Genomic DNA, 20,192 nt, shown 5'->3' on the forward strand with positions numbered 1-20,192 from the left:
TCCCGGGGCTGTGGGGGCGTCCCCCACAAAGCACAGCACGTTTCGCGTTCGGGGTGTCACCCAGCGGGCATGAACTGTTGTACGAAGCAACCAACCCGCGAGTACCCGGGGAGGAAGGGAAGAGTGTGACCGAGGGGGCCGGCGTGCGTGCCGGGGATGTGCCCGAGGACCTGACCGCGGTCGAGGCCGGCATGTGGCAGGCCTTCCGCGACGGCAGCGTGTACGACCTGAGCAGCGGTGACCCGCTGGTGGACGATCCGCACGGCGGCCGGCCGTGGGGCGAGGAGCGGACCGTGCGGGCCCGGGTCGTCTGCTGGCTGCTCCTGGACGGCCCGCCCGCCCTGGCAGGCCGGGTGCCGGCGCTGAAGCTGGCGGGCATACGGATCAGCGGCTCGCTGGATCTCGCGGGGGGCACGGTGGTGCCGTACGTCGAGATGCGCCAGTGCCGGTTCGAGCAGGACGTGCTGCTGCCGGAGGCCCGCTTCACGACCCTGCGGATGGTGGACTGCTCCGTGCCGCGGCTCGAGGCCGCCCGGGTGCACACCGAGGGCGATCTGCATCTGCCGCGCTGCCGCTTTCATCGCGGCATCCGGATCACGGACGCGCAGGTCGGCACGGACCTGATGCTCAACCAGGCGATCGCGCACCCGGATCGCAGCGGCCGGTCGATCGCCGCGGACGGCCTGACCGTCGGCCAGGACTTACAGGCGGAGCTGCTGGAGTCGAACGGGGAGCTGAGTCTGCGCGCCGCCACCATCGGCGTGTCGCTGAGCCTGCGCGGCGCGCGCCTGGCCAACCCCTACGAGCGGCTCGCGCTGAACGCCCCGCAGCTGACCGTCGAACGCAGCCTGTACCTCACCCCGGCGGGGGTCGGCGCCCAGGCGATGAGCGGGATGACCCCGGCACGCGGCACGCGGATCCAGCGGTTCGAGTGCGAGGGCGGTATCCGGCTCGACGACGGGCGGTTCGGCGACGCCGTCGACTTCGAGCGGGCCCGGTTCGACCTCACCGAGGACCAGGAGCTGTCACTGCGCCGGGTGCAGACGCCTGAGCTGCGGTTCCTCGGGGAGCATCCGGCGCGCGGGCGGGTGGTCCTGTCGGGGGCGAAGGTCATCAACCTGATGGACCGGGCGGACGCCTGGCCCGGCCCGGGGCGGCTGCACATGGGCGGCTTCGCCTACGAGAATCTCGTGCCGCGCGGCCCGTTCCCGCTGGCCGAGCGGCTGGACTGGGTGGCGGCGGCGACCGCCGAGTACAACCCGGAGCCGTACGAGCGTCTCGCGTCCGTGCTGCGGGCCGGCGGGGAGGACCAGGAGGCCCGCGAGGTGCTGCTCGCCAAGCAGCGCCGGCACCGCGAGAGCCTGCCGCCGGCGGCCAAGCTGTGGGGCTATGTGCAGGACTGGACGGTCGCCTACGGGTACCGGCCGGGCCGGGCCGCCGTGTGGATGGCGGTGCTGTGGGCGGCGGGCTCGTTCGCCTTCGCGCAGGCCGGCCATCCGCCGCTGAAGCGGGGCGAGCATCCGGAGTGGAGCCCCACGCTCTTCACGCTCGATCTGCTGCTGCCGGTCATCGACCTGGGCCAGGTGGGTTTCTGGCAGTTGCGCGGGGGCTGGCAGTGGCTGGCGACGGCGATGATCCTTCTGGGCTGGATCCTGGCGACGACGGTGGCGGCGGGGGCCACACGACTGCTGCGGCGCAACTGATGGTGCCGGTGTGGCCACAGTTGTTGAACCGTCACACCTTTACCTTCTCTTGACCATGAGGCGTACAACTTTCGGCGAGTTCCCCGAACCCTCTGGCGCCACTGTGACCAGCGGTCTTTCAATGGTCGACACCATGGCTCTGCAGCTCCCGTTCATCCGCGCGAGCCGGATGACAAGGACCGCCCGCCACCTCGTCAGCGGGCCTTTCGCCGACGACGAGGTGCTGCTCGACGCGCCCGACGCGCGGCTGAGTCCGGCGCTGGTCGCCGCCGCCCGCGGCGATCACGGACCGGCCGCCGGGCTGCTCCAGGCCACCCGCGCGGTGGCCGAGTGGGAACGGCGCGACCGGTACGTGACCCGGCTGGCCGCCTTCGCCCGCTCACGCCCCGAATGGCTGGACGCCTGGCTCGCCACCGCCCCGCACGACCCCGACGCGCTGCTGGTCGGGGCCCAGCTGGCGGTGGACCGCGCCTGGCTCTCACCGGCCCGCACCGAGCTGCTGCGCGAGGTGAGCCCGCTGCTCACGGCCGCGGCCCGGGGCGACCAGCGGGACCCGGTGCCCTGGCGGCTCGCGCTCCACCATGCGCGGGGAGCACGGGCGGGGCACAAGTACTTCGAGGAGCTGTGGGCGGCGGCCGTACGCCGTGCCCCGCACCACTACGGCTCTCATGTGGCCGCCCTGCGCTATCTGGCCGCCTTCTGGCACGGCTCGCACCAGGAGTGCTTCGACTTCGCCGACCGGGCCGCCCAGGACGCGCCCGCCGACGCGCTCGCCCAGGCACTCCCGCTGCGTGCGGCCTTCGGCTACCTGACCGACGGGTGCGGGCCCGAGGTGCCCCGCGAGCGGCTGGACGCGGCGGCCGACCGGGCGATCGCGCTGTCCCCGCTGCTGCCGGCGGCCGACCCCTGGCCCGCCCGAATGCGGAACCTGCTGATCTTCGTCCTGGTGCGCCTGGAGCGCTGGCCGGACGCCGCCGAGCAGCTGCGGCTGAACGGCCCGTACGCCACCTCGTTCCCCTGGGACCAGGTGTCGGAGGACCCCCTCGGACACTTCCTGCGGGTACGCGACGAGGTCCGGGCCGAGACGGCAGGCCGGCCGTCCTGGCATCCACGGAGTGAACGGGGCGGACGAGTCCGCTCCGGCGACCATTAGGCTTTTGCGTCGTGACCACCGTCCGGCTCCCCCTCTTCCCCCTGAACTCGGTGCTGTTCCCGGGGCTCGTGCTCCCGCTCAACGTCTTCGAGGAGCGGTATCGCGCCATGATGCGCGAGCTGCTGAAGACCCCGGAGGACGAGCCGCGCCGGTTCGCCGTCGTGGCGATCCGCGACGGCCACGAGGTGGCCCCGAGCGCACCCGGCATGCCCGACCCGACTGCCCTGCCCGAGAAGGGCCCGCTGGCCGGTTTCGGCGCGGACCCGGTCAAGGCGTTCCACAAGGTGGGCTGTGTGGCGGACGCGGCGACGATCCGGGAGCGGACCGACGGCTCCTTCGAAGTGCTGGCGACCGGCACCTCGCGGGCCCGGCTGCTGTCCGTCGACGCCTCCGGCCCCTTTCTGACGGCCGAGCTGGAGACGCTGCCCGAGGAGCCCGGCGACGAGGCCGCGCCGTTGGCCGAAGGGGTGCTGCGGTCCTTCCGCCAGTACCAGAAGCGGCTGGCCGGCGCGCGGGAACGCTCCCTGGCGACCGGTGCCGAGCTGCCCGACGAGCCAGGCGTGGTGTCGTATCTGGTGGCGGCGGCGATGATGCTGGACACCCCGTCCAAGCAACGCCTGCTCCAGGCCCCCGACACGGCGTCCCGCCTGCGCGACGAGCTGAAACTCCTTCGCTCCGAGACGGCCATCATCCGTAGTCTGCCGTCGTTGCCGGCGTCGGAACTGACGCGCGGCCCGATGAGCCTCAACTGAAGCGGACCGGCATGGCGAAGAAGTCGAAGAAGCAACAGCAGCCGGGGGGCACGCCCGCGACGGTCGCGCTCACGACGGCGGGCGTGGACTTCACCGTCCACTCCTACGACCACGACCCCGCCCATCCCTCCTACGGCGAGGAGGCGGCCGAGGCGATGGGCGTCTCACCTGACCGGGTGTTCAAGACCCTGGTGGCGGACGTCGACGGCGCGCTGACGGTCGCGGTGGTCCCGGTGGCAGGCCAACTGGACCTCAAGTCCCTGGCGTCAGCGGTCGGCGGCAAGCGCGCCACGATGGCCGACCCGACCCTGGCGGAACGCACGACGGGCTATGTCAGGGGCGGCATCTCACCGCTGGGCCAGCGCAAGAAGCTCCCGACGGTCCTCGACGAGTCGGCGTCCTCCCACCCCACGATCTGCGTCTCGGCGGGCCGCAGGGGCTTGGAGGTGGAACTGTCGCCGGAGGACTTGGCCAAGCTGACGGAGGCGGTACTCGCACCGGTCGGTCGGGCTTAGAGTCTGCGGGCATGCGTGCCTCCCCCAGTGCCTTAAGGGCCTGGGAGGTGCCCCCAGGGCGGCACGGGTGGGCGGTGGGGGTCCCTCCCGCTCGAGCGAAGCCGAGAGTGGGGGAGGCACCCCGCTACGCCGGGCTGCGAAACCCCCCGCCCCCAGCCCCAACGCCGAGCACCTACGCGGCAGGCGGTGCCTCATAAGGCCCGTGCTCGAACTCCGGCTCCGGATCCCGAGGCCCGAACAACGCCGTAAGCCCCAGATGCAACACCAGCGCGGCAAGCGGCCAGGCCAGCAACGCCCCCTTCGCGCCCAGCTTCAGCGGCGCGGAGAACGTCACCCCCCGCCCCACATCCCTCGCCCGCGCGATGACATCCTCCGCGGGCCCGAGCCACACCCCGAGCCGCCATGCCAGCAGCGACCCGAGGAGCCCGCCGACGGCCAGTCCCACCACCAGCGGCACGCCCCCGCGCCGCCGCAGCAGGAACACGACCAGCGCGCTGACGACCCCGAGGCCCAGCCCGAGAAGCGTGAACGTGCCGTCGACCCCGACCGCCTGCTCGCCCTCGGTGTCCTTGAGGTAGACGACCCAGTTGCCCTCCACCACGTCACCCACCAGCGGCACGTGCGGCGCGAGCCACCACCACAGCACCCCGAGCAGCACCCCGCCGAGCGCCACAGCCAGGGAGATCACGGCGGCTTCCCGCACTTCGGTCTTCATGCCGGGGCCGTCCTGTCCGTACCAGCCGTGCCCGGCGCCCTCGGCGTACTCGGCGTGCTGAGACCCGGGAGCCTGGGGCCCGTTCGCCCCGGGCCCGGTGGCCGGCGGCTGCCATGCGTCCTGCGCGGAACGTTCATGCGGTGGCGGTGGCGGAGTCAGTGGTGCGGTCACCCTGCCATCGTGCCAGTCCCGACTGTGCGCCGCGTCACCGGACGACCGCTCCGCGCTCAACGGACGGCCGCCCGGCGGTACGCCCAGGTCGCCACGGCCAGCGAGACGACACCCACCACCCCGCACACGGCGAGGTCACCGAGCACGAAGGCCCAGTCGGGATGCGGCCCGAACGTCCGCGCGAAGGCCTCGACCCCGTAGGTCGACGGCAGCAGATCCCGCGCGAAGCGCACGACCTCCGGCATCCTGTCCGCCGGCAGCACGCCCAGCAGCAGCGCCGCCGACATGCCCAGCTGCCCGAGCAGCGTGGCCAGCTCCGGCCGGGGCGCGAGCAGCCCCAGCGCCGCCCCCAGGCCGGCGAGCGCGGCGCCCGCGAGCGGGATCACGGCCATGAGGACCCACAGATGGGTCAGCGGCAGCCCGAACAGGGCGCAGCCGAACACCGCCGTCACGATGGTCCCCGGCACGGTGAACGAGGCGTACGCACCCGCCGCGCCCAGCACCACCGCCGCCGGCGGCACCGGCAGGGTCGCGTAGTGGTCGAGTCCGCCACTGGCCCGCAGCTGCCCGAAGTACTGCGCGAGCAGGTTCAGCGCGACGAAGGCGACGACCAGGACCGAAGACCCGGCGACGACCGCCTGCGCCTCCGCCCCGTCGTCCACGACCCCGCGCATAAGGATCATGATCCCGATCGACTGGAAGGTCGCCACGAACAGCAGCGGGATCCGCGCGACCCGCGCCCGGGACAGCTGGGCCCGGTACACGGCCGCCAGCGAGGGCCACAGCCGCGCCCTGGGCCCGAGCTCGGCCGCGCACGCGGCGGGCTCCTCCACGGCCAGGGCACTGCCCGGCAGGACATCGGCGGGTACGACACTCACGTCGCGCTGCTCCCCTTCGCTCGGGTCCACTGCGGCAGTCGCCCTGTTCGGTACGTATGCGGCGGCCTGTGCGCTCAAGCCCCCCGCGCTCAGGGCCCGGGTACTCCTCACGCCTTCACCAGCCCCTGCTGCACGGCACCGCCCAGGGCCAGGTACACGTCCTCCAGGCTCGGCGTGGCGAGCGTGAAGTCGTCCAGGGCGGCGAAGGCGGCCCCGCCGGTGACGGTGGCGACGACCGCCCGGGCCTCCTCGGGCCCGAGCCGGAGCGTCCAGCGGCGGCCCGACTCCACGACGCGGTCCCGCAGCGCGGCGACCTCGGGGACGTGCAGCGGCGGCGCGTCCCGCCAGACCAGCTCCACCCGCACCTCGCCGGCGACCTGTTCCTTGAGCCCGGCCGGGGTGTCGCAGGCGATCACCTTCCCCCGGTCGAGGACGGCCACCCGGTCCAGTACGGTCTCGGCCTCGATGACGTTGTGGGTGACGAGCAGCACCGTCGTCCCCCGTTCGGCGCGTCGCCGGTCGACGGCGGACCACACGGCCCGCCGCGCCACCGGGTCCATGCCGGAGGTCGGCTCGTCGAGCACGAGCAGCGACCGCTCCCCCACCAGCGCCGCGGCGAAGCACGCCAGGCGCCGCTGGCCCCCGGAGAGCTTCTTCAGCGGCCGTCCGGCGAGGGACGCGAGCCCCAGCTCGTCGAGGACGTCGTCCCGCTCGGCCCGCGCGGCCCGTACGTCCAGGCCGCGCAGCCGCCCGGTGGTCTCGGCGGCGAGCGACACGGTCAGTTCGTCGAGGGCGGTCGACTCCTGACCGAGGTAGGCGAGGATGCGCGCGGCCCGTTCCGGGTGGCGCACGATGTCGTGCCCGAGGATCTCCACACTGCCGCGGTCGGGCCGCATCAGCCCGGTGAGCTGCCGTACGAGGGTGGACTTGCCGGCGCCGTTCGGCCCGAGCAGGCCGAAGATCTCGCCGCGCCGGATGTTCAGCCGTACGTCGTCCGTGGCCCGGACCTCGGGTGTTCCGGGCGCGCCGCGCCGGCCCCGGACCGCCGGATAGGTCTTGGTCAGCCCGCGGACCGCGCACACGACGTCACCATCGTGCCGAAATGCCTGTGCCGCGCGCTTACTCACAAGGGACGAGACTACGGGGTCGGGAACCCCGCCCGGCTCTCGGGTCGGTCCGTTCCGGGAAATCCGCTCGCAAGGATCTCAGTCGCCGACAGGCGTGTGCTCCACGCCCGTGCGCACGCCGATCTCCCGCCAGAAACCGGCCCGGATGGCGTACCGGTCCCGCTCGTCGATCTGGTCGTCCTTGTGGGCGAGCAGGCCGAAGCGGGCGGCGTAGCGCAGCAGCTCCCCGTCGACCCGGTGCGGGATGCGCGGGTACATACCGGAGAGTTTCGGCAGCTGGCCCTGGTCGCCGAGGCGCTCCACCCAGCGCCGTGCGAAGACCTGCCCCACCTCGTACGGGTCGCCGCCGACCGTGGTGATGTCCTCCTCGCGGTCGGCCCACCGCTGCTCGGCCGTGGTCAGCTGGGCGAGCGTCGGCATCGAGGCGGCCTCCGGGGGCTCGGCCGTGGGCCGGTCGACCCAGCCCTTGTCGGAAGACCAGCGAAGGGTGGCTGAGGCAGGGGGCTGGGCGGGCTGGGCTCCGGGGGCGCGCAGGGCCGCCAGGTCTTTGGGCGTGGGAACGCCTTTGGGGGCGGGAACCCGCTCCTCGGTGCCGTTCTGCCCGGGGCCGGCCACCGAGTGCGGGGGCGGCGGGGCGGGCCGCTCGGCCGCGGCGAGCGAGGACTCGGGCAGCGGCGCGGAGAGGATCGCGGCGATCTCGGGCCGGGGCACGGGCTGCGGGGCGCACACGCCGGTGTACTCCTTGGCGCGGACCGCCTTGGTGATCCACGTGCGGTCCAGGACGCGTCGCTCGTCGGCCTCGGCGACCAGGTCCTCGGACTGGTTGTAGTCGCCGTCGGCGGCCTGGACGGCCCACAGATGGACCGCGACGCCGTGCTCCTTGGCGGCCATCATGCCGGGCAGCAGATCGCCGTCGCCGGTGACGAGGACGATGTCGGAGCAGGCGCGGTTGCGGGCCAGCTCGGTGAGCTCGGCGTGCATCGCGGCGTCCACGCCCTTCTGCGCCCAGCGGCCGTCGCTGCGGGTCAGCGCGCCCAGCCTGACGGTGACCCGGGGCATCACGCGCAGCCGGCGGTGCTCGGGCTGCGGGACGCGGTCGGGGGCGCCGTCGAACCAGTAGATGCGCAGCAGGGGCTGCTGCGTATCGGATTCGGCGCGTTCGCGCAGCCCCTGGATGAGGGCCGTGTGGTCGACGGTGATGCGAGATCGTGAGGGCTCCCCGGCGAGGAGACTCGCCGCCGCTCCCAGCAGATACCCGGCGTCCACCAGGACGATGCAGCGGTCCACACGACTCACCCTCTTCCCAGGAGGTTTGCTTCGGGCTTGCTTCGAGTCTGCCCGACGGTGCGGAGGTTAACGGCCGGAACTCGATCTTCGGCGTGGCGTTTCGGGGGTTCCCGCTCCGACCAGCCCTGTCACGCACGGTAATTGTCCGACATGCGATCGTTGTCGGCCTGTGTGAATCTGGACGCGGCCCTGGCCCCTAGATCCCCCACAGGAGGCATCACCATGGCCAAGAACAAGAACCGTGACCGTAAGCAGCAGCGTCCCACCGAGCGTGGCCAGCGGGCGGACCGCAGCCCCGCGGCGCAGACGGAACCCCAGCCCGAGGTCGAGGTGGCCGCCCCCGGCGACATCGCGACCCGCAAGCGGAAGCGCAGCTTCGGCCACAACTGACATCTGCGTGACGGGTCGTTGAGACCCACCCGTATGCGCATGCGCGTGAGGGGCGTACCCGGTACCGGGTACGCCCCTCACGCGCATCAAGAGCCCTCAGCCGGCCAGGCAGGCCGGCCCCAGCAGCACCTTCAGATCACCGAAGAGCGCCGGGTCCGGCTTCACCCGGTGCCGGTCCAGACGCAGCACGGTGGTCTTGGTCGGTCCCTGGAGCTTGATCCGGACCTCGCTGTCGCCCTTGTGGTGGCTGAGCACCTCGCCGAGGCGGCTGACCAGCGGCGGGGTGACCCGGGTGGCCGGGATGGTGAGGATCACGGGCGCGTTGGTACCCGCGTTCGACAGGTCCGGGACCATCAGCTCCATCGCGACGAGCCGTGGAATGTCCTCGCGCTTGTCGAGGCGGCCCTTGACGAACACCACGGCATCCTCGACGAGTTGGGTCGAGACCAGCTGGTAGGTCGCGGGGAAGAACATGCACTCGATCGAGCCGGCGAGGTCCTCGACGGTGGCGATGGCCCAGGCGTTGCCCTGCTTGGTCATCTTGCGCTGGAGGCCCGAGATGATGCCGCCGATGGTCACCACGGAACCGTCGGAGTAGTCACCTCCGGTCAGCTGGGAGATGCCCGCGTCCGCCTTGTCGGACAGGATGTGCTCCAGACCGAACAGCGGGTGGTCGGAGACGTACAGACCGAGCATCTCCCGCTCCTGGGCGAGAAGATACGTCTTGTCCCACTCCTCGGGGGAGAACTCCACGTCGAGACCGAAGCCCGGCTCGCTGGTCTCGGCCGCCTCGCCCATCCCCCCGAAGAGGTCGAACTGGCCCTCGGCCTCCTTGCGCTTGACCGCGACCACGTTGTCGATCATCGGCTCGTAGTGCGCGGTCAGGCCCTTGCGGGTGTGGTTCATGGCGTCGAAGGCGCCGGCCTTGATCAGCGATTCGGTGGTGCGCTTGTTGCAGACCACCGCCTCCACCTTGTCGAGGTAGTCGGGGAAGGAGACGTACTTCCCCTTGGCCTTGCGGCACCTGATGATCGACTCGACGACGTTCGTACCGACGTTGCGGACGGCGGAGAGGCCGAAGAGGATCACGTCGTCGCCCTGGGCCGCGAAGTTGGACATCGACTCGTTGACGTCCGGCGGGAGGACCTTGATGCCCATGCGGCGGCACTCGTTGAGGTAGACGGCCGACTTGTCCTTGTCGTCCTTCACCGAGGTGAGCAGGGCGGCCATGTACTCGGCGGGGTGGTTGGCCTTGAGGTACGCGGTCCAGTACGAGACCAGGCCGTACGCGGCGGAGTGCGCCTTGTTGAACGCGTAGCCGGCGAAGGGGACCAGCACGTCCCACAGGGCCTGGATGGCTTCGTCGCTGAAGCCCTTCTTGCGGGCGCCCTCCTGGAAGAGGACGAAGTTCTTCGCCAGCTCCTCGGGCTTCTTCTTGCCCATGACGCGGCGGAGGATGTCGGCCTCGCCGAGCGAGTACCCGGCGATGATCTGGGCGGCCTTCTGCACCTGCTCCTGGTAGACGATCAGGCCGTGGGTGACGTCCAGGACCTCCCTGAGGGGCTCCTCGAGCTCCTTGTGGATGGGCGTGATGTCCTGCTGGCCGTTCTTGCGCAGCGCGTAGTTCGTGTGGGAGTTCATGCCCATCGGGCCCGGGCGGTACAGGGCCGACACGGCGGAGATGTCTTCGAAGTTGTCCGGCTTCATCAGCCGGAGCAGGGAGCGCATCGGGCCGCCGTCGAACTGGAACACACCGAGGGTGTCGCCGCGCTGGAGCAGTTCGAAGGTCGTGGGGTCGTCGAGCGGGAGGCTCAGGAGATCGATGTCGATCCCCTTGTTGGACTTCACCATCTTGACGGCGTCGTCCATGATCGTCAGGTTGCGCAGGCCGAGGAAGTCCATCTTCAGCAGGCCGAGCGACTCACAGCTCGGGTAGTCCCACTGGGTGATGGTGACCTTGTCCGTGTGCCTGACCCAGACGGGGACGTGGTCGGTGATCGTCTCGCTGGACATGATCACGCCGGCGGCGTGCACACCCATCTGGCGGACCAGGCCCTCGACGCCCTTGGCGGTGTCGATGACCTTCTTCACGTCCGGCTCGTTCTCGTACATCCCCGGATCTCGCCAGCCTCCGAGTACCGGGGGTGCTCGGGGTTGGTGATGCCGTCGAGGTTGATGCCCTTGCCGAGGACGTCGGCGGGCATGGCCTTGGTGAGGCGGTCACCCATCGCATACGGGTAGCCCAGCACGCGCGCGGAGTCCTTGATCGCGTTCTTGGCCTTGATGGTGCCGTAGGTGCCGATCATGGCGACCTTGTCGGCGCCGTACTTCTCCGTCACGTACCGGATCACCTCGACGCGCCGGCGCTCGTCGAAGTCGATGTCGACATCGGGCATGGAGATGCGCTCGGGGTTGAGGAACCGCTCGAAGATCAGGCCGTGCGGGATGGGGTCGAGGTCGGTGATGCCGAGGGCGTAGGCGACGATCGAGCCGGCCGCGGAGCCTCGGCCGGGGCCGACCGCGATGCCCTGCTTCTTGGCCCACATGATGAAGTCGGCGACCACGAGGAAGTAGCCCGGGAAGCCCATCGAGATGATGGTGTCCATCTCGTACTCGACCTGCTTGGTGCGGTCGTCCGGGATGCCGTCCGGGAAGCGGCGCTGCATGCCGCGCAGGGTCTCCTCGCGGAACCAGCTGACCTCCGTGTACCCCTCCGGGATGTCGAACTTGGGCATCAGGTCGCGCTTCTCGAACATGCCCGTGGTGTCGACCATCTCGGCGATCAGCCGGGTGTTGGCGCAGCCCTCCTGCCAGGCGTCCGAGGAGTCGATGGCGTACATCTCGTCGGTGGACTTCAGGTAGTAGCCGGTGCCGTCGAACCGGAAGCGGTCGGGGTCGGAGAGGTTCTTGCCGGTCTGGATGCACAGCAGGGCGTCGTGGGCGGACGCCTCGTGCGAGTAGGTGTAGTGCGAGTCGTTGGTGACCAGCGGGGGGATGCCGAGCTTCTTGCCGATCTCCAGCAGGCCGTCACGGACCCGGCGCTCGATCTCGATGCCGTGGTCCATCAGCTCCAGGAAGTAGCGCTCCTTGCCGAAGATGTCCTGGTAGTCGGCGGCGGCCTTGAGGGCCTCGTCGAAGTGGCCGAGGCGCAGCCGGGTCTGGACCTCGCCGGAGGGGCAGCCGGTGGAGGCGACGATGCCCTCGGACCACTGGGAGATGGTCTCCTTGTCCATCCGGGGCCATTTCTGCAGCCAGCCCTCCGCGTAGGCGTCGGAGGACAGGCGGAAGATGTTGTGCAGGCCGGTGCTGTTCACCGCCCACATGGTCTTGTGGGTGTAACCACCGGAGCCGGAGACGTCGTCCCGCTTCTGGTGGGGCTGGCCCCACTGGATCTTGCGCTTGTTGCGGCGGGACTCGGGCGCGACGTACGCCTCGATGCCGATGATCGGCGTGACCCCGGCCTTCTGCGCGGTGTGGAAGAAGTCGTACGCCCCGTGGAGGTTGCCGTGGTCGGACATGGCGATGTGGGACATGCCCATCTCGTTGCACGCGTTGAACATGTCCTTCAGCCGCGCGGCACCGTCCAGCAGCGAGTACTGGGTGTGGACGTGCAGGTGCGTGAACGGCGGCTTTGACACGGCTTCGGCCTCCAGAGAGAACGTGGGTCGAACGGGGTCCGGCAGGCTGCGGAGAGTCTGGGGGACAGCGTCGAAGTCTATGCCTCGGCACTGACACTCCGAGGCCTGACCCGCGTACCTTCAGGCGACGGCCGCGGGCACTCCCGCGGCCCTCCGCACGTTAGTCAGAGGGCGGACCTGCCGCCTTGAAACGTCTGCACCAGGAGGCACCCAGCGATGTCGTTCCCGCCGCTCGACGACGAGCACCGCGGTGAGGAGATCCTCGCCGTCTTCGACACCGCCTTCGGCCAGCTGCTGGCCGCCGACCCGGCCGCGTTCCGTGTGAAGTTCCGGAAGATGGCGGCCTCGGCCTTCGCCTTCTACCGGGGCACGGCGTGCCTCTTCTACAAGGACCTCGACGCTGAGAAGCGGGGCGGACCGTACCTGGACGAGCGCACCTCGCGCGTGTGGATCCACGGAGACCTCCACGCGGAGAACTTCGGCACGTACATGGACGCGAACGGCCGGCTGATCTTCAACGTCAACGACTTCGACGAGGCCTACGTCGGCCCCTTCACCTGGGACCTGAAGCGCTTCGCCGCGTCGATCGCGCTGATCGGGTACGCGAAGGCGCTCAGCGACGAGCAGATCTCCGAGCTGGTGACGATCTACGCGGTGGCCTACCGCGAGCGGATCCACGCCCTGGCCACGGGTGCGAAGAGCGACGAGGTGCCGCCGTTCACGCTGGACACCGCGCAGGGCCCGCTGCTGGACGCGCTGCGCGACGCCCGCTCGCTGACCCGGTTCGGACTGCTGGAGTCGATGACGGAGATCCGCGACTTCGAGCGCCGCTTCGCGCCGGGCGGCGGCTCCGTCGAGCTGGACGCGGCCACGCGCTACAAGGTCCTCGCCGCCTTCGACGGCTACCTGGAGACGCTGCCGGACAGCTCCCTGGCCCGCCCGGACTCCTACCGGGTGAAGGACGTCGTCGGCCGGCGCGGCATCGGCATCGGCTCGGCGGGGCTGCCGTCGTACAACATCCTCCTGGAGGGCCACAGCGACGCCCTGGAGAACGATGTCGTGATCTACATCAAGCAGGCCCAGACCCCGGCCGTCTCCCGGCACATCACGGACCAGGCGATCCGCGGCTACTTCCAGCACGAGGGGCACCGCACAGTCATCTCCCAGCGCGCCCTCCAGGCGCACGCCGACCCGTGGCTGGGCTGGACGGAGCTGGACGGCTCGGGCCAGCTGGTCGCCGAGGTCTCGCCGTACGCCGTGGATCTCGACTGGGGCGACATCGACGACCCGGAGGAGATCGCCCAGGTGGTGGCCGACCTCGGCCGGGCGACGGCCACGATGCACTCGGCGGCGGACGACCAGTCCGGGGAGTCCCTGGTGCCGTTCTCCACGGAGCGGGCCATCGACGCGGCGATCGCGGCCGACGAGGACGGCTTCCCGCCCCTGCTGGTCGACTTCGCGCACAGCTACGGCGCACGCGCCCGTGCCGACCACCAGGCCTTCGTGGACCTGTTCCGCAACGGCCGGATCCCGGGCCTGTAGCCGGGGCTTTCGCCATCCGCTCCCCCACAGGCATCCTTTAGGGGTCCCTTACCGGCCCCCATGACAGACTCTCCTTTCGCTATGGACATATCCGGGATCCAGCTCAGAGCCGTACGCGCGGCGCTGTTCACGGCAGTGGTCGTGACACTCAGCACCGCGTCGCACGTGCTGCTGTCGCGCGCACCGCTGCCGTTGAACACGGTGGCTCTGCTCACGGCCGCTGTGTTCGCCCTCGCGTACGCCCTGGCCGGACGTGAGCGGACCTTCGGCCGGATCGCCGCCCTGTTGATCCCGTTGGAGCTGGCCGCCGACACGATCCTCACCACAGGCCAGCACGTCTGCTACGGCAAGGCGGGCGGGCCGGTCGCCGGCCCGCTGGCCTCGGTCGGCTGGGACGTGCTGTGCGGCGATGGAACCCGGGTGGGAACCCCGCTGGCGCAGGTCGCCGGCGCCGAACCCGACAGGCTCGGCGGTCTCCTGGCCCACGCCGACCCGGCCACAGCCTGGCTCCTGCTCGGGGCGCACGTCGGCGTCGGACTCGTCGCCGCCGCGTGGCTGCGCCGTGGGGAGCGGGCACTGACCCAATTGGTGCGGGCAGTGGCGGCGACCACGTTCCGTCCACTGCTGCTGGCGGTCGCCGCGGTGACCGTGCGCCGGGCCACTCCGGTCCGGCGCCTGCCCCGCCCCGCCCACCGTGCGGCCTCCGCCCGCAGTCTCCTCCTCGTGTACTCCCTGGGACGGCGTGGTCCGCCGTGCTCGCCCGCGTTCACCCGCGCGTGAACAGCACCTGAGCACGACGGCCCACCCATACGTATCCCGCACACACCTGTGTGCTCGTCCCACGGAGATCACCAACATGAGTAAGCGGAACAGCCAGGCGGCGAAGACGGCGGCCCGAGAGCGACTGCGCATCGAGCGTGAGCGCGAGGCCAAGCGGGCCAAGACCAAGCGGCAGGTCGTCGTCGCCCTCTCGGTCGTCGGCGTCCTGGCGGCGGCGGGCGGCGTGGGTTACGCGATCGTCCAGGCCAACAAGCCCGATAGCTGGGAGGCCGCGAAGAACGCCAAGCTCGTCAAGCCGGCCAACAGCTCGGGCAAGGACGGCACCACTGTCGTCATCGGCAAGGACAGCGCCAAGAAGACCTTGGCCGTTTACGAGGACCCACGCTGCCCGGCCTGCGCCCAGTTCGAGCAGACCGTCGGCTCGACCCTCGACAAGGACGTCGAGGACGGCAAGTACAAGATCCAGTTCGTCGGCGCGACGTTCATCGACAACAACGTTCCGGGAGTGGGCTCCAAGAACGCCCTCAGCGCGCTGGGGGCCGCCCTCAATGTCAGCCCCGAGGCCTTCCTCAAGTACAAGTCCGCGCTTTACTCGACGAAGTACCACCCCGAAGAGACCGAAGACAAGTTCAAGGACGACGACTACCTGATCGACGTTGCGAATTCCGTCGACGGCCTGAAGGGCAACAAGAAGTTCCAGACGGCCGTGAAGGACGGCACGTACGACAAGTGGGCGCTGGTCATGAGCAAGAAGTTCGACACCGACGGCGCCAAGTACGATTTCCAGGGCACGCCGTCGCTGGTGATGGACGGAAAGAAGGTCACCGGCAGCGACGGCAAGAGCGCGCCCATGTCGGTCCCCGACTTCAATACGGCAATACAGAAGGCTCTCAAGTCTTAGTTCCGACAGCCCACGTGAAGAAGGGGAAGTGTCCCGGGCCGGCTTCAGTCCCGGGACACAACACGCCCCATCGTCACCCGATATGTCCGCCATCCAGCTCCCGCCAGGCAAAATTTCGGCCAGATGTTTTCCGGAAACCCTGTGGTGGACTCCATCGACTGCCAGTTGAATCAAGGTTTGCAAAACGATCTTGGTAAGACCACGAGGGGTACACATGGGGTTCCACAAGAAGTTGGCGGCGGCACTGGGAGCGACCGCGCTGACCATGAGCGGCATCGCGCTGAACGTGGCGACCGCGGGCACGGCGGCTGCTGCAGCCTGCGATCATGTGTCGGCGAAGAACATATCCAACGGGGTTGTCGTGGTCGTGGGCGGCGCGAAGGCGTACAACGAGCCCTCGTCGAAGTGCACGGCGGTGAAGAGCATGGCGCCGGGCCACGACCTGAACGCCTGGTGCTACATCACGAATCAATACGGCAACCAGTGGACCCGCGTGAGCGAGGGGTGGATCTACAATGGACACCTGGCTCTCAAGTCGGGCACGGTGAAGCACTGCTGACCGCGCCCGAATCGGCTGACGTCCGGCCAGTTCCGCAATTACTTGAAACGCCCCCTCGGAATTCCTTCAACAAGGCCGAGGGGGCGCTTCGTCGTGGTGGGAGCGGCACCGCACGGCGAATGCGAACCGTGACACAGATCACGTTCCGCTGTACATGATGGACCGACAGCGGGGCGGGGCGCGGAAAGGTGGAATCCGGCAGGGCCGACTGGATCCGGGGCCCATGTGCGGTCCCTGCGCACCCGCGGCCTCCCCGCCTCCTTCTCCGTCGGGCATCCGGTCACCGAACCGGTCCGCCGCGCGATCCGGCCCCTGCCCCAGCAGGTCTGGCACCCGGACCCTGGGTCAGGACGGATCCCTGCGCGGCTCAGCCGAGGTGGCGGAGCTGACCGGCATGCTCGACCTGGAAGGTCACCCCGACGGCACCCGGATCATCGTCCGGAACGGTACCTGGCTCGATGTCGATCTGGATTCCTCGGAAACCCCAACCGAACAAGGGGCACATGTGGGAGTTCACTCGCGCGCATGGCATACCCATCAGTAACCTGATGCGCCGTGACCAGTCGATACAGATCCTCCACATCGTCAGAGGGCCTCAACTCCCTCGCCCCCCGCCGCCGTACGGTCGTCAAGGCCGCGGCGGCGACCGCTGTCCTGGCCGGGCCGCTGGCGGCGACCCTGCCGGCGCGCGCCGTCGACCAGGCCCCCGCCTTCCTGCACGGCGTCGCCTCCGGTGACCCGCTGCCCGACGGCATCCTGCTGTGGACCCGCGTCACCCCTGTCCCGGAGGCGATACCCGGCTCCGGCGCCGGCCCCGACACCGAGGTGAGCTGGGTCGTCGCCAGGGACAAGGCGTTCAGCAACGTCGTCGCCAAGGGCTCCACCACCGCGACCGCGGCCTCGGACCACACCGTCAAGGCCGACATCCGCGGCCTGCAGCCGGCCACCGACTACTGGTTCCGCTTCTCGGCCGGCGGCACCGATTCCCCGGCGGCGCGCACCCGCACCGCGCCGGCGGCGGACGCAGCCGTCCCCGGCCTCCGTTTCGGCGTGGTCTCCTGCGCGAACTGGGAGGCCGGCTACTTCTCCCCGTACCGCCACCTCGCGGCCCGCGGCGACCTGGACGCCTGGCTGCACCTGGGCGACTACATCTACGAGTACGGCACCGGCGAGTACGGCACCCGCGGCAAGGTCGTCCGCCCGCACGCCCCGGCCCACGAGATCGTCACGCTCGCCGACTACCGCACCCGGCACGCCCACTACAAGGCCGACCCGGACCTCCAGGCGCTGCACGCCACGGCCCCGGTCGTCGCGATCTGGGACGACCACGAGTTCGCCAACGACGCCTTCTCGGGCGGCGCGGAGAACCACACGGAGGGCGCCGAGGGCACCTGGTCCGCCCGTCAGGCCGCCGCCAAGCAGGCCTACTTCGAGTGGATGCCGGTGCGCCCGGCGATCGCGGGCACCACCTACCGCCGGCTGCGCTTCGGCAAGCTCGCCGACCTCTCCCTGCTGGACCTGCGCTCCTTCCGCTCGCAGCAGGTCAAGGTCGGCAACGGCGAGGTCGACGACCCGGACCGCACGCTCACCGGCCGCGCCCAGCTGGACTGGCTCAAGACGGGGCTGAAGTCCTCCGACACCACCTGGCGGCTGGTCGGCAACTCGGTGATGATCTCGCCGTTCGCCATCGGCTCGCTCTCCGCCGACCTGCTGAAGCCGCTGGCCAAGCTACTGGGCCTGCCCCAGGAGGGCCTAGCCCTCAACACCGACCAGTGGGACGGCTACACCGACGACCGCCGCGAAATCCTCGCGCATCTGCGGACGAACGCGATCCGCAACACCGTCTTCCTCACCGGCGACATCCACATGGCCTGGGCCAACGACGTGCCGGTGGACGCCGGCACGTACCCGCTGTCCCCGTCGGCCGCCACGGAGTTCGTCGTCACGTCGGTCACCTCGGACAACCTCGACGACATCGTCAAGGTCCCGGAGGGCACGGTCTCCGCGGTCGCCTCCCCCGTCATCCGTGCCGCCAACCGCCATGTCCACTGGGTCGACACCGACCGGCACGGCTTCGGCGTCCTGGACATCACGGCCGAGCGCGCGCAGATGGACTACTACGTCGTCTCCGACCGCACGAAGCGCGACGCGACCGCCAAGTGGTCCCGCTCGTACCGCACCCGCAGCGGTACGCAGAAGGTCGAGCGCTCCTACGACCCGGTGTAACCGCCGCTACAGGGTTTCGAGGAAGCCGAGCGCCACCCGCCAGGTGGACTCGGCGGCCTCCTCGTCGTAGTCCGGCAGGTCGGGGTCGGTGTAGAGGTGGCCGGCCCCGGCGTACCGGTACACCTCGACGTCCGCGCCGGTCCGGCCCATCTGCAGATACCAGGCGCTGAGCCAGTCGTCCGTCTCGAAGGGATCCGGCTCCGCCACGTGCAGCTGGACCGGCAGGTCGTCCGCCGTGACATCCGGCGCGATGTCCGACGTGCCGTGCAGGAGCAGCAGCCCGCGGGCCTTGTCGTCGCCGAGGGCGAGGGTCTGGGCGATCGACGCGCCGAGCGAGAACCCCGCGTACACCAGCCCGCGCTCGGAATAGGGCGCGGCGGCCAGCACGGCCCGCTTCAGCAGCTCGTCCTTGCCGATCTTCTCCTGTTGCTCCATGCCCTCCTCGACCGTCTCGAAGGTGCGCCCCTCGAAGAGGTCGGGCGCCCACACCTCGTGTCCGGCCGTGCGCAGCCGGTCAGCGGCCTGGAGCACCGCGGGCCGCAACCCCTGGGTCGAGTGAAAGAGCATGATGTTCATGGAAGCCATGGTGCCAGCCGGGTGTGACACCCCGACTTCACGGCAGTACCCACGACCGGACGGAAGTCACATGTTCATGTCCGCCGGGAGCCGGTTAGGTTCGGGGGCATGGAGAACCTGCTGCGACCGCTGATCGTGGTCGGTGGCTCGGTCGTCCTCACGGTGGTGATCGGCTGGGCGACCGACTACCTGCTGCGCAAGGCCGACGAACGACACCACGAGACCCAGCTGTGGGGTCTGCTCCGCCGCGGCCGCATCCCCTACCAGCTCGTGCTCTTCGCGGCCCTCCTGAGAGGGTCGTACGACGCGGCGCAACTGCTGGAGGACCGCCGCGAGGGCCTGGGACAGGCGCTGACGCTGCTGCTCATCGGGTCGGCCGCCTGGCTGGTGATCCGTATCGCGGGGGCGATCGTCGAGACGTCCTACAGCCGGTACGCCAGCGCCCGGGCCCACCGCGACCCCGCCAGGGTCCGCCGGGTGCGCACCCAGGTGACGCTGATCATGCGGGTGGTGTCCGCGGTCGTCGGCGTGGTGGCCGCGGCGAGCATGCTGCTGACGTTCCCGGCGTTCCGGGCGGCAGGGGCCTCGCTGCTGGCCTCGGCCGGCATCCTCGGCATCGTCGCCGGTGTCGCCGCCCAGTCCACGCTGAGCAACATGTTCGCGGGGTTCCAGATCGCCTTCGGCGACATGGTGCGCATCGGGGACACCGTGGTGGTGGACGGCGAGTGGGGCACGGTCGAGGAGATCACACTGACGTTCCTGACCGTCCACACCTGGGACGAGCGCCGGATCACCATGCCGGTCTCGTACTTCACGTCCAAGCCGTTCGAGAACTGGTCGCGCGGCACCCCGCAGATGACGGGCATCGTCTTCTGGCACGTCGATCACTCCGCCCCCGTGGAGGCGATGCGCGAGAAGCTCCGCGACATCCTGCGGGAGTGCCCGGCCTGGGACGGGCGCGCCTACAACCTGTGCGTCACGGACAGCACCCCGAGCACCATGCAGGTGCGGGCCCTGGTGACGGCCAAGGACGCGGACGACATCTGGACGGTGCGGGTCGCGGTCCGCGAGCAGATGGTCGGCTGGCTGGCCGACGAGCATCCGTACGCCCTGCCCCGGGTCAACACGGCGGACGCGATCCTGCCGCCGTCCTCGAACGGCAACGGCCACCGCCCGTCGCAGGACGGCGTCCCGCCCCAGCAGCGGCGCTACCACGGCTCGGCGAGGCCGGAGCGCTGACACGAGAGCCGAGGAAGTGAAGGGGCTGCCCGTACCGCGG

The 20,192-nt window shown here is 70.4% G+C and carries 16 protein-coding genes and 1 pseudogene; 11 read left to right on the forward strand and 6 right to left on the reverse strand.

Features of this window, described 5'->3' with window-relative positions; all coding sequences use genetic code 11:
• The first annotated feature begins 125 nt into the window (after positions 1–125).
• From ACQEV8_RS11375 to ybaK, 4 genes are all read left to right on the forward strand, one after another.
• Positions 126–1,703 (forward strand): oxidoreductase, encoded by a 1,578-nt coding sequence (locus ACQEV8_RS11375; RefSeq protein WP_432959472.1) that lies wholly within the window; start codon positions 126–128, stop codon positions 1,701–1,703.
• Positions 1,704–1,824: 121 nt separating this feature from the next.
• On the forward strand, positions 1,825–2,856 hold the full coding sequence (locus ACQEV8_RS11380) for a hypothetical protein (RefSeq protein WP_432959474.1): 1,032 nt from the start codon (positions 1,825–1,827) through the stop codon (positions 2,854–2,856).
• Positions 2,857–2,867: 11 nt separating this feature from the next.
• Positions 2,868–3,608 (forward strand): LON peptidase substrate-binding domain-containing protein, encoded by a 741-nt coding sequence (locus ACQEV8_RS11385; protein WP_432959476.1) that lies wholly within the window; start codon positions 2,868–2,870, stop codon positions 3,606–3,608.
• A gap of 11 nt (positions 3,609–3,619) precedes the next feature.
• Complete coding sequence (ybaK, locus tag ACQEV8_RS11390; protein ID WP_432959477.1) at positions 3,620–4,123, forward strand: Cys-tRNA(Pro) deacylase; 504 nt, start codon at positions 3,620–3,622, stop codon at positions 4,121–4,123.
• A 172-nt stretch (positions 4,124–4,295) separates the two neighbouring features.
• Here the strand turns inward: ybaK and ACQEV8_RS11395 are convergent, their stop codons facing one another.
• The 4 genes from ACQEV8_RS11395 to ACQEV8_RS11410 all read right to left on the reverse strand — a co-directional run bounded on the left by ACQEV8_RS11395 (position 4,296) and on the right by ACQEV8_RS11410 (position 8,301).
• Complete coding sequence (locus ACQEV8_RS11395) at positions 4,296–5,009, reverse strand: AAA family ATPase (protein WP_432959479.1); 714 nt, start codon at positions 5,007–5,009, stop codon at positions 4,296–4,298.
• Between the two features lie 56 nt (positions 5,010–5,065).
• Positions 5,066–5,887: an ABC transporter permease gene (locus ACQEV8_RS11400; protein WP_432959481.1), complete on the reverse strand. Its 822-nt coding sequence runs from the start codon at positions 5,885–5,887 to the stop codon at positions 5,066–5,068.
• A 107-nt stretch (positions 5,888–5,994) separates the two neighbouring features.
• The gene (locus ACQEV8_RS11405) at positions 5,995–6,969 is read right to left on the reverse strand and encodes an ABC transporter ATP-binding protein (RefSeq protein ID WP_432959483.1); all 975 of its coding nucleotides are present in this window, start codon (positions 6,967–6,969) and stop codon (positions 5,995–5,997) included.
• 123 nt (positions 6,970–7,092) lie between these two features.
• Positions 7,093–8,301, reverse strand: a complete 1,209-nt coding sequence (locus ACQEV8_RS11410) for an NYN domain-containing protein (protein ID WP_432959484.1) — start codon at positions 8,299–8,301, stop codon at positions 7,093–7,095.
• A gap of 222 nt (positions 8,302–8,523) precedes the next feature.
• Between ACQEV8_RS11410 and ACQEV8_RS11415 the strand changes: the two genes are divergently transcribed.
• Entirely contained in the window at positions 8,524–8,691 is a 168-nt protein-coding gene (locus ACQEV8_RS11415; RefSeq protein WP_251057969.1) for a hypothetical protein, read from the forward strand.
• Positions 8,692–8,787: 96 nt separating this feature from the next.
• Here ACQEV8_RS11415 and dnaE read toward each other — a convergent pair.
• Positions 8,788–12,329 (reverse strand): annotated as a pseudogene (gene dnaE / locus ACQEV8_RS11420) (DNA polymerase III subunit alpha).
• Positions 12,330–12,545: 216 nt separating this feature from the next.
• Between dnaE and ACQEV8_RS11425 the strand changes: the two are divergent.
• The 5 genes from ACQEV8_RS11425 (at position 12,546) to ACQEV8_RS11445 (ending at position 18,337) form a co-directional block, all read left to right on the forward strand.
• Positions 12,546–13,871, forward strand: a complete 1,326-nt coding sequence (locus tag ACQEV8_RS11425; RefSeq protein ID WP_432959486.1) for a DUF2252 domain-containing protein — start codon at positions 12,546–12,548, stop codon at positions 13,869–13,871.
• Positions 13,872–13,952: 81 nt separating this feature from the next.
• Positions 13,953–14,651 carry a hypothetical protein gene (locus tag ACQEV8_RS11430; RefSeq protein WP_432959488.1) on the forward strand — a complete coding sequence of 233 codons (699 nt, stop codon included), beginning with the start codon at positions 13,953–13,955 and terminating at the stop codon, positions 14,649–14,651.
• A 76-nt stretch (positions 14,652–14,727) separates the two neighbouring features.
• Positions 14,728–15,552: a thioredoxin domain-containing protein gene (locus ACQEV8_RS11435; RefSeq protein ID WP_432959490.1), complete on the forward strand. Its 825-nt coding sequence runs from the start codon at positions 14,728–14,730 to the stop codon at positions 15,550–15,552.
• Between the two features lie 214 nt (positions 15,553–15,766).
• On the forward strand, positions 15,767–16,111 hold the full coding sequence (locus tag ACQEV8_RS11440) for a hypothetical protein (RefSeq protein ID WP_432959492.1): 345 nt from the start codon (positions 15,767–15,769) through the stop codon (positions 16,109–16,111).
• 555 nt (positions 16,112–16,666) lie between these two features.
• Positions 16,667–18,337, forward strand: coding sequence for an alkaline phosphatase D family protein (locus tag ACQEV8_RS11445; RefSeq protein ID WP_432959493.1), 1,671 nt, complete (start codon positions 16,667–16,669; stop codon positions 18,335–18,337).
• A gap of 6 nt (positions 18,338–18,343) precedes the next feature.
• Here the strand turns inward: ACQEV8_RS11445 and ACQEV8_RS11450 are convergent, their stop codons facing one another.
• The gene (locus ACQEV8_RS11450) at positions 18,344–18,913 is read right to left on the reverse strand and encodes a dienelactone hydrolase family protein (protein ID WP_432959495.1); all 570 of its coding nucleotides are present in this window, start codon (positions 18,911–18,913) and stop codon (positions 18,344–18,346) included.
• Between the two features lie 108 nt (positions 18,914–19,021).
• On the opposite strand from ACQEV8_RS11450, the gene ACQEV8_RS11455 reads away from it, so the two are divergent.
• Positions 19,022–20,152, forward strand: a complete 1,131-nt coding sequence (locus ACQEV8_RS11455) for a mechanosensitive ion channel family protein (protein ID WP_432959496.1) — start codon at positions 19,022–19,024, stop codon at positions 20,150–20,152.
• Positions 20,153–20,192: the final 40 nt, after the last annotated feature.

Source organism: Streptomyces sp. CA-179760 (assembly GCF_050937045.1).
Taxonomy (GTDB): domain Bacteria; phylum Actinomycetota; class Actinomycetes; order Streptomycetales; family Streptomycetaceae; genus Streptomyces.

Coding starts and splice junctions, on each gene's coding strand:
- ACQEV8_RS11380 (WP_432959474.1), top strand. CDS start 1,825: ATGGTCGACACCATGGCTCTGCAGCTCCCGTTCATCCGCGCGAGCCGG.
- ybaK (WP_432959477.1), top strand. CDS start 3,620: ATGGCGAAGAAGTCGAAGAAGCAACAGCAGCCGGGGGGCACGCCCGCG.
- ACQEV8_RS11415 (WP_251057969.1), top strand. CDS start 8,524: ATGGCCAAGAACAAGAACCGTGACCGTAAGCAGCAGCGTCCCACCGAG.
- ACQEV8_RS11425 (WP_432959486.1), top strand. CDS start 12,546: ATGTCGTTCCCGCCGCTCGACGACGAGCACCGCGGTGAGGAGATCCTC.
- ACQEV8_RS11430 (WP_432959488.1), top strand. CDS start 13,953: ATGGACATATCCGGGATCCAGCTCAGAGCCGTACGCGCGGCGCTGTTC.
- ACQEV8_RS11435 (WP_432959490.1), top strand. CDS start 14,728: ATGAGTAAGCGGAACAGCCAGGCGGCGAAGACGGCGGCCCGAGAGCGA.
- ACQEV8_RS11440 (WP_432959492.1), top strand. CDS start 15,767: ATGGGGTTCCACAAGAAGTTGGCGGCGGCACTGGGAGCGACCGCGCTG.
- ACQEV8_RS11450 (WP_432959495.1), bottom strand. CDS start 18,913: ATGAACATCATGCTCTTTCACTCGACCCAGGGGTTGCGGCCCGCGGTG.
- ACQEV8_RS11455 (WP_432959496.1), top strand. CDS start 19,022: ATGGAGAACCTGCTGCGACCGCTGATCGTGGTCGGTGGCTCGGTCGTC.